The organism is Streptococcus parasanguinis (genome assembly GCF_001578955.1).
Lineage (GTDB): Bacteria > Bacillota > Bacilli > Lactobacillales > Streptococcaceae > Streptococcus > Streptococcus parasanguinis_U.
Genome location: NZ_KQ969690.1, coordinates 132,552 through 145,132 on the forward strand (window position 1 = coordinate 132,552; position 12,581 = coordinate 145,132).

Annotated in this window: 13 protein-coding genes; 11 read left to right on the top strand and 2 right to left on the bottom strand. The window is 42.9% G+C overall.

The features are described from left to right. Window positions 1–6: 6 nt before the first annotated feature. The 6 genes from glmU (at window position 7) to SPADD19_RS04495 (ending at window position 6,022) form a co-directional block, all read left to right on the top strand. Entirely contained in the window at window positions 7–1,386 is a 1,380-nt protein-coding gene (gene glmU / locus SPADD19_RS04470; RefSeq protein WP_045759215.1) for a bifunctional UDP-N-acetylglucosamine diphosphorylase/glucosamine-1-phosphate N-acetyltransferase GlmU, read from the top strand. A gap of 9 nt (window positions 1,387–1,395) precedes the next feature. Continuing rightward, window positions 1,396–1,941: an NUDIX hydrolase gene (locus SPADD19_RS04475; RefSeq protein WP_031574455.1), complete on the top strand. Its 546-nt coding sequence runs from the start codon at window positions 1,396–1,398 to the stop codon at window positions 1,939–1,941. An 11-nt stretch (window positions 1,942–1,952) separates the two neighbouring features. After that, on the top strand, window positions 1,953–2,288 hold the full coding sequence (gene macP / locus SPADD19_RS04480) for a cell wall synthase accessory phosphoprotein MacP (protein WP_024055894.1): 336 nt from the start codon (window positions 1,953–1,955) through the stop codon (window positions 2,286–2,288). A 24-nt stretch (window positions 2,289–2,312) separates the two neighbouring features. Beyond that, window positions 2,313–3,005 (top strand): 5'-methylthioadenosine/adenosylhomocysteine nucleosidase, encoded by a 693-nt coding sequence (locus tag SPADD19_RS04485; protein ID WP_045759216.1) that lies wholly within the window; start codon window positions 2,313–2,315, stop codon window positions 3,003–3,005. A gap of 159 nt (window positions 3,006–3,164) precedes the next feature. Next, window positions 3,165–3,788: an endonuclease III gene (gene nth, locus SPADD19_RS04490; RefSeq protein WP_003006251.1), complete on the top strand. Its 624-nt coding sequence runs from the start codon at window positions 3,165–3,167 to the stop codon at window positions 3,786–3,788. Window positions 3,789–4,054: 266 nt separating this feature from the next. Continuing rightward, on the top strand, window positions 4,055–6,022 hold the full coding sequence (locus SPADD19_RS04495) for a peptide ABC transporter substrate-binding protein (protein ID WP_061455344.1): 1,968 nt from the start codon (window positions 4,055–4,057) through the stop codon (window positions 6,020–6,022). Window positions 6,023–6,213: 191 nt separating this feature from the next. On the opposite strand, the gene SPADD19_RS04500 is transcribed toward SPADD19_RS04495, so the two are convergent. After that, on the bottom strand, window positions 6,214–6,600 hold the full coding sequence (locus SPADD19_RS04500) for a bleomycin resistance protein (RefSeq protein ID WP_041826259.1): 387 nt from the start codon (window positions 6,598–6,600) through the stop codon (window positions 6,214–6,216). Between the two features lie 11 nt (window positions 6,601–6,611). Further along, window positions 6,612–7,439: an exodeoxyribonuclease III gene (locus SPADD19_RS04505; RefSeq protein ID WP_061455345.1), complete on the bottom strand. Its 828-nt coding sequence runs from the start codon at window positions 7,437–7,439 to the stop codon at window positions 6,612–6,614. A gap of 135 nt (window positions 7,440–7,574) precedes the next feature. Between SPADD19_RS04505 and SPADD19_RS04510 the strand changes: the two genes are divergently transcribed. The 5 genes from SPADD19_RS04510 to SPADD19_RS04530 all read left to right on the top strand — a co-directional run bounded on the left by SPADD19_RS04510 (window position 7,575) and on the right by SPADD19_RS04530 (window position 12,578). Beyond that, window positions 7,575–8,027 carry a DUF3290 family protein gene (locus SPADD19_RS04510; protein ID WP_061455346.1) on the top strand — a complete coding sequence of 151 codons (453 nt, stop codon included), beginning with the start codon at window positions 7,575–7,577 and terminating at the stop codon, window positions 8,025–8,027. Further along, on the top strand, window positions 8,024–8,656 hold the full coding sequence (locus SPADD19_RS04515; RefSeq protein WP_061455347.1) for a DUF421 domain-containing protein: 633 nt from the start codon (window positions 8,024–8,026) through the stop codon (window positions 8,654–8,656). The genes SPADD19_RS04510 and SPADD19_RS04515 overlap by 4 nt, the downstream gene beginning before the upstream one ends. 140 nt (window positions 8,657–8,796) lie before the next feature. Continuing rightward, window positions 8,797–10,848: a penicillin-binding protein PBP2B gene (gene pbp2b, locus SPADD19_RS04520; protein ID WP_049518323.1), complete on the top strand. Its 2,052-nt coding sequence runs from the start codon at window positions 8,797–8,799 to the stop codon at window positions 10,846–10,848. 10 nt (window positions 10,849–10,858) lie between these two features. Beyond that, window positions 10,859–11,455, top strand: coding sequence for a recombination mediator RecR (recR, locus tag SPADD19_RS04525; RefSeq protein WP_003002450.1), 597 nt, complete (start codon window positions 10,859–10,861; stop codon window positions 11,453–11,455). Between the two features lie 76 nt (window positions 11,456–11,531). Then, window positions 11,532–12,578 carry a D-alanine--D-alanine ligase gene (locus SPADD19_RS04530; protein WP_061455348.1) on the top strand — a complete coding sequence of 349 codons (1,047 nt, stop codon included), beginning with the start codon at window positions 11,532–11,534 and terminating at the stop codon, window positions 12,576–12,578. Window positions 12,579–12,581: the final 3 nt, after the last annotated feature.

The window sequence follows — 12,581 nt, forward strand, 5'->3', positions numbered from 1 at the left end:
AATGTTATGCCAAATTATGCCATTATTTTAGCAGCGGGGAAAGGTACCCGTATGAAATCAGATCTGCCCAAGGTTCTCCATAAGGTTGCAGGGATCTCTATGTTGGAGCATGTCTTCCGTAGTGTTGGAGCCATCTCACCAGAAAAGACTGTAACAGTTGTGGGCCACAAGGCGGAATTGGTAGAGCAAGTCTTAGCGGGACAAACAGAGTTTGTCAAACAAACCGAACAATTGGGAACTGGTCATGCGGTCATGATGGCAGAGCCAGTCTTGAAAGGTCTTGAAGGGCATACCCTCGTCATTGCAGGAGACACTCCTTTGATTACGGGTGACAGTCTCAAACACTTGATCGACTTCCATATCAACCACAAGAATGTGGCAACGATTTTGACAGCCGAAGCAGCCAATCCATTTGGCTATGGCCGGATTGTTCGTAATGACAATGCGGAAGTGCTTCGCATTGTCGAGCAAAAAGATGCGACAGATTTTGAAAAACAAATCAAAGAAATCAATACAGGGACTTATGTCTTTGACAATGCGCGCCTCTTTGAAGCTTTGAAGAATATCAATACCAACAATGCCCAAGGTGAATACTACATCACAGATGTGATTGGGATTTTCCGAGAAGCAGGAGAGAAAGTTGGAGCCTATACGCTCAAAGACTTTGATGAAAGTCTCGGGGTTAACGACCGCGTGGCCCTTGCGACAGCAGAAGGCATCATGCGTCGTCGCATTAACCAAGCCCACATGGTCAATGGGGTGAGCTTTGTCGATCCAGATGCGGCCTATATCGATGTCGATGTTGAGATCGCACCAGAAGTGCAAATCGAAGCCAATGTTACCCTAAAAGGCCACACAAAAATTGGGGCTGAGACAGTTTTAACTAATGGAACCTATATTGTGGATAGTGAAATTGGGGCAGGTGCCGTTATTACCAACTCTATGATTGAAGAGAGCACGGTAGCCGATGGTGTAACGGTAGGACCATATGCTCATATTCGCCCAGGTTCTAGCCTCGCCAAAGATGTCCATATTGGAAACTTTGTCGAAGTCAAAGGTTCGTCTATTGGCGAAAATACCAAAGCTGGTCATTTGACTTACATTGGTAACTGTGAAGTCGGCAGCAACGTTAATTTTGGTGCAGGAACCATCACAGTGAATTATGATGGCCAACACAAGTTTAAAACGACGATTGGAAACAATGTCTTTGTCGGATCCAATTCGACGATTATTGCACCAGTTGAATTAGGCGACAATTCCTTAGTCGGTGCTGGATCAACCATTACCAAGGATGTACCAGCTGATGCGATTGCGATTGGTCGTGGCCGTCAAGTGAATAAAGAAGAGTATGCCCTTCGCTTGCCACACCATCCTAAAAATAAATAGGAGATTCTCATGCAATTTGAAGAAAAAACCATTGAGCGCAAGGAGATTTATCAGGGACCTATTTTCCAAGTGGTCACTGATCAAGTAGAACTACCCGCTGGAAAAGGCCAAGCGCAGCGTGATTTAATCTTCCATAATGGAGCAGTAGCGGTTTTGCCGATCACAGAAGATGGGAAAACGATCTTGGTCAAGCAGTACCGCAAGGCGATTGAAAGGACTTCAGTGGAGATTCCAGCAGGGAAGTTAGAAAAGGGAGAAAATGCAGATCCTAAAGCAGCTGCTCTGCGTGAATTGGAAGAAGAAATTGGTTACACAGCGGATCTAGAGTTGTTGTATGATTTTTATTCAGCCATTGGATTTTGTAATGAGCGGATCAAACTTTATGGTGCGACCAACTTGAAAAAGGTGGAAAATCCACGTCCACAAGATGCGGATGAGACCTTAGAGTTATTAGAAGTGACCTTGCAGGAAGCGAAAGATTTAATCCAAACTGGCGAAATCTGTGATGCCAAGACCATCATGGCTATCCAATATTGGGACTTAATCAATAAATAGAGGAGGATCCGATGGGAAAACCTTTATTAACCGATGAAATGATTGAACGAGCAAGGCGAGGTGAGGACATCACCGGTCCTAATATGGTCGATGCTGAAGAGACGAAAATTATTCGGACAGACCACAGGGGATTTGGCTATGAACGTCCTATGAGAGAAAGTCGTATGGAGCGTCCACAAGAGCGTTATTCTCAGGATACTGTGCAGATCCAAGTGGAGCCTACTGTGACCAAGAGTCGTCGCATTGAAGAACGCAAGCAAAGTGTGGTCCAATCCAAACTCAATAAGATTTTGTTCTGGATCATTGTGCTCCTCATTGCCTTGATCATTGCTATTTGGCGTCTATAAGGTCGTCACAAGGAGAAAAACGACATGAAAATTGGAATTATCGCAGCCATGCCCCAGGAGTTGAAGATCCTGGTTGAAGCCCTTGAAAATGGGGAAAAGCATCTGCGTCTTGGAAAAGTCTACTATACAGGATCGATTGGTCGCCATGAGGTCGTTTTGGTGGAAAGTGGTATTGGAAAAGTCATGTCTGCTATGAGTGTAGCAGTCTTGGCCAATGATTTTAAAGTGGAAGCCATTATCAATACGGGTTCTGCAGGTGCCGTTGCCCCAGGGATGGCTGTTGGGGATATCGTCCTTGCGGACAAATTGGCCTATCATGATGTGGATGTGACAGCCTTTGGCTATAAGTATGGTCAAATGGCAGGTCAACCGCTTTACTTTGAATCCAGTCGCTATTTTGTATCAGAAATGAAAAAAGTTCTGGAAGAAGAAGCTGCAACCACACATGTGGGCTTGATTACAACAGGAGATAGCTTTATCGCGAGTGAAGAAAAAGTCGCAGCAATTCGGGAGCATTTCCCAGAAGTATTGGCAGTTGAGATGGAAGGGGCAGCCATTGCCCAAGCCGCTCACGCAGTTGGACGTCCTTTCATGGTCATTCGCGCCATGAGTGATACAGCAGATCACGCAGCCAATATCTCTTTTGATGAATTTATCGTAGAGGCTGGCGAACGCTCTGCTCAAACCCTGATAACCTTCTTAAAGAGATTGGTGTAAAACAAACAATCGAGTCAAGGAAGATCTAATAGAGATAGAAGTGGGATGGGATGGATTTTTAGAATTCATTCTGTTCCACTCCTTTTTTCTGAAGCCGATTCTTTTAGAAATAGGGTGCTTTCATGCTATAATAAAGACTAGTAATGTAAAGGAGAAATGATGGTTTTATCAAAGAAACGGGCACGTCATGTGATCGAAGAAATTATCGCCCTTTTTCCAGATGCCAAGCCAAGTCTGGATTTTCGTAATCATTTTGAATTACTAGTGGCAGTTATGCTCTCAGCTCAGACGACAGACGCGGCTGTTAACAAAGCGACACCAGGTTTGTTTGCGGCTTTTCCAACCCCGCAAGCCATGGCAGCAGCCAGTGAGGCCGATATCGCCAAGCATATTTCTAAATTAGGCCTCTATCGAAATAAGGCCAAATTTCTCAAAAAATGTGCCCAACAATTGCTGGATAACTTTGATGGGCAAGTACCTCAGACTCGCGAAGAGTTAGAGAGTTTAGCAGGAGTAGGACGCAAGACAGCCAATGTGGTCATGAGTGTAGGTTTTGGGATTCCAGCCTTTGCTGTTGATACCCATGTGGAGCGGATCTGCAAGCACCATGATATTGTCAAGAAATCAGCGACGCCATTGGAAGTTGAAAAGCGGGTCATGGATGTTCTGCCAAAGAGCGAATGGCTGGCGGCTCACCAAGCCATGATTTACTTTGGACGGGCCATCTGCCATCCTAAAAATCCTGAATGTGACCAGTATCCTCAACTCTATCATTTTGATTAGGAATCAGTTCCTCTGCTCGAAAGTGCAGAGGTTCTTTTTTGTGATGAAACGTATATTTATTAAAATGATTGAAAGGTGATATCTTTGTTGGATCTGGTGGTAGGTGCCTAGACTCCCCTATCCGGCTTCTTTGAGATCGATTTCAAGATGCTTTTTCTTTATATCTTATTATATTCATTCAGAAAAAACGAACTTTTTTAAAATAAATTTGGTTTTTTTTAAGAAATAGTGTATAATGGTAGAAAATCTAACATAAGGAGATAGTGATGAAAGCAAAAAAACTGTTAGCTCTTGCAGGAGTTTCTGTTGCAGGTGCCTTTCTCTTAACAGCATGTGGTGGTAGCAGCAGCAATCAAGCAACCTACTCATTTGTCTATTCAGCAGATCCAAATACCTTGGACTATATTGCTGCAACTCGTACGACTACTTCAGATGTCACAAGTAACCTTGTAGATGGTCTTCTTGAAAACGACCGATACGGAAACTTTGTGCCAAGTCTAGCAGAAGATTGGACTGTCTCTGAAGATGGATTGACCTATACTTACAAACTTCGTAAGGATGCCAAATGGTATACGAGTGAAGGAGAAGAATATGGTGCTGTAACGGCTCAAGACTTTGTTACAGGGATCAAACACGCAGTTGAGTCTAAATCAGAAGGTCTCTTCTTGATTCAAAATTCGATCAAAGGTTTGGATGCCTACGTAAAAGGGGAAACCAAAGACTTTAACACAGTTGGTGTCAAAGCCTTAGATGACCACACCATCCAATATACTTTGGTTCGTCCAGAAAGCTTCTGGAACTCAAAAACAACCTCAGGTGTTCTTTTCCCAGTCAATGCGGATTTCTTGAAATCTCAAGGAAAAGATTTTGGTTCTTTGAAACCTAGCAGCATCTTATACAATGGTCCATTCTACTTGAAATCATTGACTTCAAAATCTGAGATTGAATTGGTCAAGAACAAAGACTATTACGATGCGAAAAATGTTCATATCGACAATGTCAAATTGACCTTTAACGATGGATCAAACCCTGATTCTATCATTAAGAACTTTGAAAAAGGTCAATATTCCTTTGCATCTGTTATGCCAAACAGCTCGACTTATAAGAGTGTCAAGAAAAACTTTGGCGACAACATTGTCTACGGTTTGCAATTGGGAACATCCTACTATCTTGGATTCAACTTGGACCGTCAAAAGTATGACCACACAGCCAAAACAACGGATGAACAAAAAGCTTCTACTAAGAAAGCAATCCTGAACAAGGACTTCCGTCAAGCGGTGAACTTTGCCTTTGACCGCAAATCTTATGCGGCACAAGTATCTGGATCTGATGCGGCTGAAAATACCCTTCGTAGCACCTTGGTACCACCAACTTATGTCCAAGTCAATGGAGAAGATTTTGGTAAAGTTGTTGAAAAACAATTGGTTACCTATGGGGATCAATGGAAGGGTGTAAGCCTGGACGATGGTCAAACTAGCCTTTACAACCCAGAAAAAGCCAAAGCTTCATTTGCGAAAGCCAAAGCTGAATTGCAAAAACAAGGCGTTCAATTCCCAATTCATTTGGACTACATTGTCAGCCAAGTGGACAACAGCATGGTCCAACAAGCTAGCTCCTTCAAACAATCTGTAGAGTCAGCGCTTGGTGCATATAATGTCGTTGTGGACCTTCAAAAGGTATCGGATGATGATTTCCAAAATATCACCTACTTCAGCGATACAGCAGCTGCGAGAGATTACGATATCTCAGGCGGTGGTTGGGCTCCTGACTACCAAGACCCATCGACTTACCTCGAAAGTATCAGCCCAGTAAATGGTTCTGTCTTCTACTATCTTGGTATTGATGCAGGTTCAAATAATCCAGCCATTGCAACAGTTGGTTTGGATCAATACGCTAACATGTTGAAAGACGCCGATGCTGAATTGTTGGATCAAGCTAAACGCTATGAAAAATATGCAGCAGCGCAAGCATGGTTGACAGATAGCTCGATTACGCTTCCAACTGTTTCAAATGGTGGTGCTCCAATGCTTCAACGGACCGTACCATACAGCCGTGCTGCTTCATGGGTTGGTACAAAAGGAACAGGAACCTTCTACAAATACCTTGAAATGTCCAAAGATGTTGTCACAACAAAAGACTTTAACAAGGCCAAAGAAGAATGGTTGAAGAAAAAAGCAGAATCCAATAAAAAAGCTCAAGAAGATCTCAAAGATCACATTGAGAAGAAAAAATAAAAAAATCAATCATTGGTCTATCAATGAAGATAAAAAAGTCGGAGCCGTCATGTGAAGGCTCCGTTTTTTTTTATGTCTCGAAAGTCAGTCTGTCTCATTTTTTAAGATGAAAGATAAATAAATCACCCGCTATTGAACTGTACTCAAAAAATAGATTTTTGGGTATGGTCCATAGACGGGTAATGATCATTCTATTCACTAAATCTTAAAAAATAGCCATCTGGATCTAAAACTGAAAATTCATGAGGATAGATATACTGTTCACCAACACGAAATTCTCTTTTGGTCAATGGACGATGAATAGGATAGTTAGATTCTAGCAATTTTTGATAGAGTCTAGGGACATCTTTTATGCCAAAGGAGATATTGACTCCACGACCAAATGGATAGGTCAGTTCAGCTAGCTCCTCCTTTGTTCCCTCCTCTATCATTAGCTGGCAATCTTCGAGAGAAAGGAAAAGGAAGTTCTCTTCTGGTCGCCCGTATTCGATGGTAAAACCCAGTAAATCACAGTAAAAGGAACGGGACTGCTCTATATTCGATACAATAAACTCAGGAATCACTGCATTGAAATTCATAAAGAACATCCTTACAAATCAATTTCCAATACAATTGGTGTATGATCTTGACGTGCTCCAGAGTCAATCATATCTGATTTAGTGACCTTGTCAGCAATGCGGTTTGAAGTCAACCAATAGTCGATTCTCCAGCCTGTGTTGTTGATTTTTGAAGTCTTGCTGCGTTGCGCCCACCAAGTGTAACGCTCCGGCACATCGCCGTGGAGGTGGCGGAAGGTATCTGTAAATCCTTTGGCTAAAAGATTTGTAAATCCTTCACGTTCTTCGTCTGTGAAACCTGGTGAACGACGGTTGCTGGCAGGGTTAGCAAGGTCGATTTCCATGTGAGCAACGTTGTAGTCACCGGTTGCAAGGACAGGTTTTTCCTTGTCTAACTCAGCCAAATATTCAGCATATTTGACATCCCATACTTGGCGTTCTGCTAGGCGTTTGAGGCCATCTCCGGCATTGGGTGTGTAGACCTGAGTAACGAAAAAGTGATCAAATTCTAGTGTAATGATCCGACCTTCCAAATCCATGGTTGAAGGAGCTCCGATCTCTGGGAAAGTCACAACTGGTGTGAGCTCTTTTTTATAGAGGAACATGGTTCCAGCATAGCCTTTACGAGCCGGTTCTTGAGAAGAGCGCCAGGTGTTTTCATATTGTGGGAAGAGTTCCTCAAGGATTTCGAGGTGTTTCTTTGTAGGTCCTTTGGCGGATAACTTGGTTTCTTGAATGGCAATGATATCCGCATCCTCAGCAACCAAGGTTTGGAGGACTTCTTGAGAGAGTTTGGCGCGTGCCGAATCACTGGTTAATGCAGCATTAAGCGAGTCGATATTCCATGAAATGAGTTTCATTGTGTTTCCTTTTCTTGACATGATAGATAATTTTATTATAACAAAAAATATATTTTTTTCTGATTAGAATGCCTTGAATTCTCTCCTGAAATCCATTATAATAGCTTGAATTCATTTGGAGAAAGGGAGTTCATTATGAAATTTTACTCTTATGACTATGTATTGAGTCAGATTAGTCAGCAAAATTGGGTGACCATTGGGATCTCTGGCTTGCTCATTCTACTGACTGGTTTTTTCGCGGTGAAAGCCTATCGGGATAAGCACGATAGCAAATTCCGTGAATTATCCATTATCTCGATTTTGACTCTGGTTGCAGTGGTCTTGATCAGCATCAGTAATTTTCAAAATAGTCAAAGTAATAACGACCAGTTCCAACGATCTCTGCATTTTATTGAGGTCATTTCGAAGGAGTTGGATGTCAAAAAAGAAGACGTCTATGTCAATACTTCGGCAGCCACAGATGGGGCAATCCTGAAAGTTGGAGAAGTTTATTATCGGGCTATCGCAGGCTCTGACCCAGATAGCTACCTATTGGAAAAGATGGATCTGTATAAAACGGACGTGGAACTTGTGGAGGTGAACAAATGACAGTAAATTTTTTAACCATTTTGATTAAATTGGCTCTGGGCTTGATTTCCTTAGTATTTGTGATCAATGTGACAGGGAAAGGCAATCTAGCACCAAGTTCTGCAGTAGACCAGATACAGAACTTTGTTCTGGGGGGAATTATTGGTGGGGTTATTTACAATAGCTCCATTACCATTCTTCAATACATTGTGATTCTCTTGATGTGGACCATTTTGATCTTGCTCTTAAAATGGCTCAATACCAATGTTCGTTTTATGAAGCATTTGATTGATGGAAAACCTACTGTCATCATTAAAAATGGGAAACTCGATCCGGAAGCTTGTCGTTCCAAAGGACTTTCTGCTTCAGATGTTGCCTTGAAACTACGTGGACAAGGGATTTTTCAATTAAAAGATGTGAAGCGCGCTGTTATTGAACAAAATGGTCAATTAATTGTTGTCCGTGCGGGAGATGAGAATCCTAAATACCCGATTATTACGGATGGCGTAGTTCAGCTTGAAATTTTGGAAACAATTGGAAAAAGTGAAGAGTGGCTGCTGGCTGAATTGGAAAAAGAAGGCTATGATAATGTTTTGGATATTTTCATTGCGGAGTATGACAAAGGAAAGATCAACGTGGTGACCTATTAGTAGAAGAGATTGGGCGAGCCTGTCCAATCTTTTTTCTTTGTAAAATTCCAGGAAAGGCCTCTTCATTTTCTTGAGATACTCTTGAAAAAATAGTAAAATGAAAGGAAAGTGTTTATTAGAAAAGAAGGATAGAAAATTTCATGAAGAAAAAAATACGGAAGTTTGAGAATCATTCGATAACACGCAGGCTATATCTGCTGTTTAGTTTGATTTGCCTTCTTTTTTTAGTTCTGATTGCTCGGCTTGGCTATATGCAGATCACTCACCAATCCTATTATACGGATAAATTGGCAAAAGCTACGAAAAAGACGGTCAAACAAGGGAGTGTGCGAGGGCAAATCTATGATGCTTCTGGCAAGCCCTTGGTGGAAAATGTGGGGAAACAGGTTCTGACATTTACGCGGGATCGTAAAATGACAGCCCAAGAAATGCGAGAGACTGCAGGGAAACTCTTACAGTACGTTGATGTAGAGGATCCTCAAGTGACCGAACGGCAAGAAGTAGACTATTATCTAGCCAATACCAAAGTCTATCAAGAGGTCGTGGAACATCTGCCTGAGAAAAAGAAATATGATACAGATGGAAATCGTCTGCCGGAAGCTAAAATCTATCAAGCGGCAGTGGACAGCATTGATCCTTCGAAACTCGGTTACACTGATGATGAGAAAAAGATCATCTATCTTTACAGCCAGATGAATGCTGTGGAGAATTTTGCGACGGGAATCATTACGACGAAAGCGTTAGGTGCTGAGCAGATTGCGACCATCACTGCTGACAGTCAAGATTTTCCGGGAATTGCCATCACGACTAGCTGGGACCGCAAGGTTTTGGATACTCCTCTAGCCTCTATTATTGGGAATGTCTCAACCGAGCAGGCGGGACTTCCAGCAGAAGAGGTTGACCAGTATGTCAAAAAAGGTTACGCTCTTAATGACCGGGTTGGAACGTCTTATCTCGAAAAGGAATATGAAGAGGTTCTCCAAGGGAAACGCAGTGAAAAAGAAATTCTTCTGGATAAGAATGGCAACATAGAAAAAGTGGTCGATGTTTCGAAAGGGGCTAAGGGAGAAAACCTCAAGCTCTCGATTGATTTGGATTTCCAAAAAGGGGTGGAGGATATTCTCCGCTCTGCCTTTAGCGCAGAGTTACAAGCTGGAAATGCGACCTACTCCGAAGGTGTCTATGCTGTAGCACTGGAGCCTGATACAGGGAAAGTTCTTGCTATGGCAGGGATTAAACACCAAGCAGGGAGTCAAGATCTATCAGCAGATGCTTTGGGAACAGTCACCAACGTCTTCGTCCCAGGATCCGTGGTCAAAGGAGCGACCTTGACTTCGGGATGGGAAAATGGAGTCATTTCTGGGAATCAGGTGCTGACCGATCAGCCGATTGTTTTTGCAGGATCAGCTCCTATCAATTCTTGGTTTACCCAATACGGTAGTCGTTCCATCAATGCGGTGGAGGCTTTAGAATACTCCTCTAATACCTATATGGTCCAAATTGCCCTTAAGATGATGGGGCAACCCTACACTCCAAACATGACCTTACAAGTGGATCAAGTAGACCCTGCTATGAAAAAACTCCGTTCTACTTTTGCAGAGTATGGTCTTGGAACGACAACGGGGATTGACCTTCCCAATGAATCGACTGGTTTTATCCCGAAAGAGTATACAGTCGGCAATTATTTGACCAATGCCTTTGGCCAGTTTGACAACTATACACCGATGCAATTGGCCCAGTATGTGGCGACAGTTGCGAATGATGGGAAGAGGGTGAGTCCTCATGTTGTTGAAGGTATCTATGACAATAATGATCAAGGGGGCCTTGGTCAGTTGAAAAAAACGATCGAAACTAAAGAGCTCAATCAGGTGCATATCTCAGCGGAGGACATGGCTTTGATCAAGCAAGGGTTCTACCAAGTTGCAAATGGTACGAGTGGGTTAACGACAGGAAAGACCGTGGGTCGAGGTGCTAGTGTGCCCATTAGTGCAAAGACCGGTACAGCTGAAACCACAGTCGATGGAGGCAAACAAGCCATTAATACCAATGTGGTGGCTTATGCACCATCAAACAATCCAAAGATTGCGGTAGCAGTGGTTTTTCCACATAATACCAATCTACAAGCGACGGTCAGTCATTCCATTGCGCGTGACATTATTAATTTATACAATCAGAAACACCCCATGAATTAGAAAGGAAATTATGCTTTATCCAGCACCTATTGCAAAATTAATTGACAGCTATTCGAAGTTGCCAGGAATTGGGATCAAAACAGCGACTCGTCTGGCTTTTTACACGATTGGTATGTCGGATGATGATGTCAATGAATTTGCCAAGAACTTACTGAATGCCAAGCGTGAGCTGGGGTATTGCAGTATTTGTGGAAATTTAACCGATGAAGAAACCTGCGAGATTTGTCGAGATGAAACGCGGGATCCATCCCTCATTCTGGTTGTAGAAGATAGCCGGGATGTATCTGCTATGGAGAATATTCAGGAATACCACGGTCGTTACCATGTCTTGCATGGCTTAATCTCGCCCATGAATGGCGTGGGACCCGATGATATCAATCTCAAGAGTTTGATTAGTCGCTTGATGGATGGAACAGTAACAGAGGTCATTGTTGCGACCAATGCGACGGCAGACGGGGAAGCGACATCGATGTATATCTCGCGCGTGCTCAAGCCAGCAGGGATCAAAGTGACACGTTTGGCACGGGGACTCGCAGTTGGAGCCGATATCGAGTATGCGGACGAAGTGACCTTGCTTCGCGCGATTGAAAATCGGACAGAATTATAAGAGAAGTTCTTTCGAAAGGGCTATCATTGTGGTATACTATCAAGTAAGAAATCAAGGGAACAATTAGGGAGAAAATATGAGTAAACAAGACTTAATCCTGTTGTATGGTGGACGTAGTGCAGAACGTGAAGTTTCTGTTCTTTCAGCAGAAAGCGTGATGCGCGCGATTGATTACCAAGCATTTTCGGTTCAAACCTACTTTATTACGCAGTCAGGAGACTTCATCCAGACGCAAGCTTTTGAAGAGAAACCAGCGGATGATGAGAAATTGATGACCAATGATACAGTGGACTGGTCTAAAAAAGTGGCACCATCTGCGATTTACAAGGAAGGAGCAGTGGTCTTTCCAGTTCTTCATGGACCAATGGGAGAAGATGGTTCCATTCAAGGCTTCTTAGAAGTCTTGAAGATGCCTTATGTTGGCTGTGGCATCCTAGCTTCCAGTGTTGCGATGGACAAGATCACGACCAAACGGGTCTTGGAGTCTGCAGGGATTCCACAAGTTCCTTATGTAGCTGTAGTGGAAGGCGATGACTTGGAAGAGAAAATTGCTGCAATTGAAGCGACTCTCTCTTATCCTGTCTTTACCAAACCATCCAATATGGGCTCTAGTGTTGGGATTTCAAAATCTGAAAACCAAACAGAACTTCGGACTGCTCTCGAATTGGCCTTCAAATACGATAGCCGTGTCTTGGTAGAGCAAGGAGTCAATGCGCGTGAGATCGAAGTTGGACTGCTTGGAAACTATGATGTGAAGAGCACCCTGCCAGGTGAAGTTGTGAAAGATGTGGCCTTCTATGATTATGATGCCAAATACATCGACAACAAAATTACCATGGCGATTCCAGCTCAATTGGACCCTGAGGTTGTGAAAATCATGCGGACCAACGCAGAAAAAGCCTTTCGTGCAATCGGTGGTCTAGGTTTGGCGCGTTGTGATTTCTTCTATACCGATAAAGGAGAGATCTTCTTAAACGAACTCAATACCATGCCAGGATTTACCCAATGGTCTATGTATCCCTTGCTTTGGGACAATATGGGACTTAACTATACAGATTTGATCACCAAGTTAGTAGAGCTTGGAAAAGAAGTCTTCCAAAAACACGAAGCGCATTTGTTGTAAGAA

Coding starts and splice junctions, on each gene's coding strand:
- SPADD19_RS04530 (WP_061455348.1), top strand. CDS start 11,532: ATGAGTAAACAAGACTTAATCCTGTTGTATGGTGGACGTAGTGCAGAA.
- SPADD19_RS04510 (WP_061455346.1), top strand. CDS start 7,575: ATGAAATTTTACTCTTATGACTATGTATTGAGTCAGATTAGTCAGCAA.
- glmU (WP_045759215.1), top strand. CDS start 7: ATGCCAAATTATGCCATTATTTTAGCAGCGGGGAAAGGTACCCGTATG.
- SPADD19_RS04500 (WP_041826259.1), bottom strand. CDS start 6,600: ATGAATTTCAATGCAGTGATTCCTGAGTTTATTGTATCGAATATAGAG.
- macP (WP_024055894.1), top strand. CDS start 1,953: ATGGGAAAACCTTTATTAACCGATGAAATGATTGAACGAGCAAGGCGA.
- SPADD19_RS04505 (WP_061455345.1), bottom strand. CDS start 7,439: ATGAAACTCATTTCATGGAATATCGACTCGCTTAATGCTGCATTAACC.
- SPADD19_RS04485 (WP_045759216.1), top strand. CDS start 2,313: ATGAAAATTGGAATTATCGCAGCCATGCCCCAGGAGTTGAAGATCCTG.
- nth (WP_003006251.1), top strand. CDS start 3,165: ATGGTTTTATCAAAGAAACGGGCACGTCATGTGATCGAAGAAATTATC.
- pbp2b (WP_049518323.1), top strand. CDS start 8,797: ATGAAGAAAAAAATACGGAAGTTTGAGAATCATTCGATAACACGCAGG.
- recR (WP_003002450.1), top strand. CDS start 10,859: ATGCTTTATCCAGCACCTATTGCAAAATTAATTGACAGCTATTCGAAG.
- SPADD19_RS04475 (WP_031574455.1), top strand. CDS start 1,396: ATGCAATTTGAAGAAAAAACCATTGAGCGCAAGGAGATTTATCAGGGA.
- SPADD19_RS04495 (WP_061455344.1), top strand. CDS start 4,055: ATGAAAGCAAAAAAACTGTTAGCTCTTGCAGGAGTTTCTGTTGCAGGT.
- SPADD19_RS04515 (WP_061455347.1), top strand. CDS start 8,024: ATGACAGTAAATTTTTTAACCATTTTGATTAAATTGGCTCTGGGCTTG.